Consider the following 4278-nt stretch of genomic DNA (forward strand, 5'->3'; position numbering starts at 1 on the left):
GCCTGCGTTCCAGGTTCATCACCAGCAGTTGCAGCGTGATGACCGATTCGCTCGTCTGTGCAAGGCGTGCTCGATGTTCGTGCCGAAAACGCCAAAAATCAAAAATTTGAAGCACGTCGATCTGGTGAGTCCCCACGATATTTTTTCGGATTCCGGCGCTTCGGAGGTTGACCGCAATACGGCTGTCATCGTACGAATGAAAGCGGGCAGCTGCACGTTCCACGACGGACTTACCTTCCACTATGCGCATGCGAATCGGACGGATAAGCCGCGGCGCGCGCTCGCCATCATTTTTATGGCCGATGGCACGACGTATAGCGGAGCTGGTCATGCATGTACGGATGGGCAAGGGTTTCAGACCGGAGACAAACTGCAGGGCGGTTTGTTCCCCAAATTGGCTTAAGAGGAGAGCGCATAAGCATTATCGAACGTTCGGAAGAAAAATGTCGGATGACAAGAATCTGTACCGGTTCAAACCCGCGTAAAACGCGGGTTTTCATTTACATATTAGAATTTATAACTTTTGGGGGTGAAGTTCGGGCTTCATCCTTTTCGCTTTTTCTGCTAATTTGAAGATATGGAACCCAACATCCTGAAGCGTATCTTTTTCGATGAACATGGCCATTGGGACAAGTTTGTCCGGAAGAATGAAGGCAGAATCCGAGCCAATGTCCTGAAAGAAGTGGCCAAGTTCCGTGACTGTGGGAATCCAAAGAATGGATTTAAGCTGCTGGTATGTGAAGGATGCCACGACCTGCGGCTTGTTCCGTATCGCTGTAAAGGGAGATTCTGCACAACCTGTTCATGCGGTGAGACGGAAGAGTGGAGCAGGCTGCTGGAGGAAGAGGTATTCCAGGTTAATCACCGTCATGTGATTATGACAATAGACGAAGGATTGCGAGACATCTTTTTGAAGCACCGTCATTTGCTCAAAGAGTTCATGAATGAAGCTGTTAGAATCGTGAAGGAATACTTTGAGAAGAAGCATAAAATCACCCCGGGAATCATTGCCGGACTACATACATTTGGCTCGAAATTAAACTTTAACCCCCATGTACATATGCTGGTGACGATGGGCGGCATGAAGAAAAATGGGGAGTGGAAAAGCTACGACTTCGTGCCGTTTGAAATGCTGCGCAAGCAATGGCAGACGGTCGTGTTGAAGCTGATTAGGAGAAATTTGAATGACCAAGACAAGAAGCAGGTACAGTCCAGATTGCAGAAAGCCTACTCGAACAACGGGGAAGGCTTCTATGTGCATGCACCGAAACAAAAAGGGAATGTAAAGGCGCAACTTGGATACATAGGTCGCTACATGAGGAGACCTGCGATTGCCGTAAACCGGATCGTGGACTATGACGGAGAATACGTGGAATTTCGATACCACGACAAGACGGATGGAGAAGAGAAGACAGAGCGAGTCACGGTGGAAGAATTTATTGCGAGACTGATCCGGCACATCCCGGACGAGAATTTCAAGACGATACGGTATTACGGCGTGTATTCCCGTCGCATCAAGGCGCTGTGCAAAAAGCTTGTGAGCCTATGGCAACAGACAGCCCGAAAATGGATTGTGCGTGCAAAACGCATGCTTAGCCGCAGAACGTGGAGTGAGCGCCTTAGAGAAAAGACAGGGCACGATCCGATGACCTGTCCGAAGTGTCAATGTTATTATGAATATAAGGGGGAAGTCTGCCCTGAAGATGGGCAACTCACAATAAAAGTGGCTTTATGCTCGAACAGTAAAGCCGTGTTGGAGAGGATGATCCGGGATGTCACCGGTGTCGAAAAACAGAAAGAAGCAAGGAAAGAAAAAGAAGCAGGGAAACGCGCCATTAAGCAAGTTCCTTCAAGACAAGATGGCAATAAACTACATATGCCTGCAGTGTGAAGAGCAGGAGAAGATACCGTACGATGCGGTAAGCAGCTTCGACATGATGGATGGAGGGGACCCGCTAGTACCGCCGCAGTTTTCATGCGGGGTATGTGGCGGAGCAATGTATCCCGAATACTATAAGGGTGTACATGGGTATGAGTATAGAATTGAGGATGTCCGTGGGAAAACGACTGAGGAGTAACATACAAGCACGAAAACAAAGGACCGTCAGGGAATGAACTTACCCCTGACGGTTTTTCTTATTATCTCTGAATACGAACTGCAGGTGAACGATGCGTTCGGCTATGAAAGTGATTTCATATCCGAACTGGACGCTGTTGACGATTAAAATTAATCGCGAGTTAAGATATTTTTTATTTTTGTAGGTTACCATACTACTTGTATCGTTCCTTCAAAAATACAAAATTCGAAGGGAGAACCAATTGATAAGTTGTGGAAAGTCACCATAAAGAAAGGGGAAACGATATGTCAGCCAATCAAAATAAATTAAAAATTTTACTAAGCAAGGTACCGGAAGTTACGATTTTCTTCTGGATCATCAAGGTTTTATGCACAACCGTAGGTGAAACCTTTTCGGATTTCATAAATGTCAACCTTGGATTGGGGTTAACTCTCACTACAATTATTATGGGAATTGCATTTATCATTGTATTGTATCTTCAATTCAGAGCAACGAAATATGTTCCAGGCATTTATTGGCTAACCGTTGTGCTTATAAGCGTATTCGGAACTTTGGTAACCGATAATTTAACAGACGGAATCGGAGTGCCGCTTGAGACTAGCACAATCGTTTTCAGCGTACTATTGGGATTAACTTTTCTTATTTGGTATTTGAGTGAAAAAACGCTCTCCATACACTCAATTTACACAAGAAAAAGAGAAGCTTTCTATTGGCTTACCATTCTTTTCACGTTTGCACTTGGCACAGCCGTCGGCGATTTATATTCCGAACAGCTCGGTCTTGGGTATCTCAAGACAGGGATCATTGTCGCTATTATCATAGCTTGCGTATTTGTGGCATGGAAATTTTTTAAGCTCGATGAGATATTGGCGTTCTGGATTGCGTATATTTTTACTCGTCCACTCGGAGCATCCCTTGGAGATTACCTGTCGCAGTCCAAAGAAAATGGCGGCTTAGCGTTGGGAGCAACGGTTACAAGTGTAATTTTTCTTATCGCTATTTTAGCGATCATCATTTTCCTTGCAGTTACAAAACTCGATATCATTTCAAAAAGCGAAGATATATCACCGAACCAAACAAACGGGAGCCGGAAAAATGTTTTGACACAAACCATTGCTGTACTGTGTATTTTTTTAGTTGTCGGTATTGGCGGTTACGTTTGGTGCAATAATAACATCGTACCGCAAACCGATGCTTCACAAACGACATTAAGCGGACAATTGACTGATTTTATTCACATTGAAAATGATATGCTTAACGATGTAAACTCAAATGACTTTAGTTCGGCGAAAAAAAGAGCTGACGACCTGGAGCATGATTGGGACACATCTGAGCCGAAGCTTAGGAAAATAGATAGAAAAACATGGACCCAAATCGATGGAACGATTGACAGTGTACTAGCGGCAGTTCGTTCAAAAAAACCTGATGCCAGCAAGTGTAAATCCGCACTGAACAATTCGCTTCTTATCTTAAACGAAGCAAACAAATGATAATTATAAAAAGAACGCCTGTATCACACGGGCGTTCTTTCGTCTATTCAGGGAGAGTCATGCAGAATATGAAGTCCGCGTAAATCGCGGGCTTTTTCAGTTATCGGATCCCTTTGTAATTGAATATCTATATAGTTACCCCTGAAAAAGTCGGGCTTTTTTGAAGGGAACCCTTCGGACGATGAATTACTTGTTCCCGCTATCGAAGCGCACATCAAGCAGTTTGGTAAAGCGCCGCAAGCCGTAGCTACCGACCGCGGTTTCTCAAGCAAGAAGAACGAAACGGCCATTGCCGAACTCGGCGTGAAACGAGCCAGTTTGCCGCGCAAGGGCAAGAAAGGTGCTGCCCGAACCGAATACGAGAACGAAAAGTGGTTCAAGGACTTGCAGCGCTACCGTGCAGCCGGAGAAGCGAAGATCAGTCTTCTCAAACGTAAGTACGGTTTGAACCGCAGCAGGTATCGGGGCTTTGTCGGCACAAAATGCTGGGTCGGCTTCGGAATTCTGACCCACAACCTGCAAAGAGCGGCAAAAATGCTCCAAGATTAAGTAAAAACCGACGATTGAGAGGGTCAGCCCTTACAACCCCACCAGTACCCCCGAGATCATTTTCGAAAAATGAGGCAAAAAAGAACGCGCAGCCTGCGTTCCAGGTTCATCACCAGCAGTTGCAGCGTGATGACCGATTCGCTCGTCTGTGCAAGGCGTGC

Annotated in this window: 3 protein-coding genes and 1 pseudogene; all 4 read left to right on the top strand. The window is 45.6% G+C overall.

The genetic code is table 11. The features are described from left to right. Positions 1–73: 73 nt before the first annotated feature. Positions 74–403 (top strand): phytanoyl-CoA dioxygenase family protein, encoded by a 330-nt coding sequence (locus tag G485_RS28565; RefSeq protein WP_420805799.1) that lies wholly within the window; start codon positions 74–76, stop codon positions 401–403. A gap of 174 nt (positions 404–577) precedes the next feature. Next, a complete protein-coding gene (locus tag G485_RS0117160; RefSeq protein ID WP_084423369.1) occupies positions 578–1891 on the top strand; it encodes an IS91 family transposase in 1314 nt (437 codons plus the stop codon). A 471-nt stretch (positions 1892–2362) separates the two neighbouring features. Continuing rightward, positions 2363–3568, top strand: a complete 1206-nt coding sequence (locus G485_RS0117170; RefSeq protein WP_027093523.1) for a COG4705 family protein — start codon at positions 2363–2365, stop codon at positions 3566–3568. A 159-nt stretch (positions 3569–3727) separates the two neighbouring features. Continuing rightward, positions 3728–4117: pseudogene (locus G485_RS29370) on the top strand (transposase); the annotation flags it as partial. Positions 4118–4278 lie beyond the last annotated feature (161 nt).

This window comes from Cohnella thermotolerans DSM 17683, assembly GCF_000429825.1.
Lineage (GTDB): Bacteria > Bacillota > Bacilli > Paenibacillales > Paenibacillaceae > Cohnella > Cohnella thermotolerans.

Bases quoted from the DNA above. Each gene is read 5' to 3' on its own strand.
- G485_RS28565 (WP_420805799.1), top strand. From the start codon at position 74: ATGTTCGTGCCGAAAACGCCAAAAATCAAAAATTTGAAGCACGTCGAT.
- G485_RS0117160 (WP_084423369.1), top strand. From the start codon at position 578: ATGGAACCCAACATCCTGAAGCGTATCTTTTTCGATGAACATGGCCAT.
- G485_RS0117170 (WP_027093523.1), top strand. From the start codon at position 2,363: ATGTCAGCCAATCAAAATAAATTAAAAATTTTACTAAGCAAGGTACCG.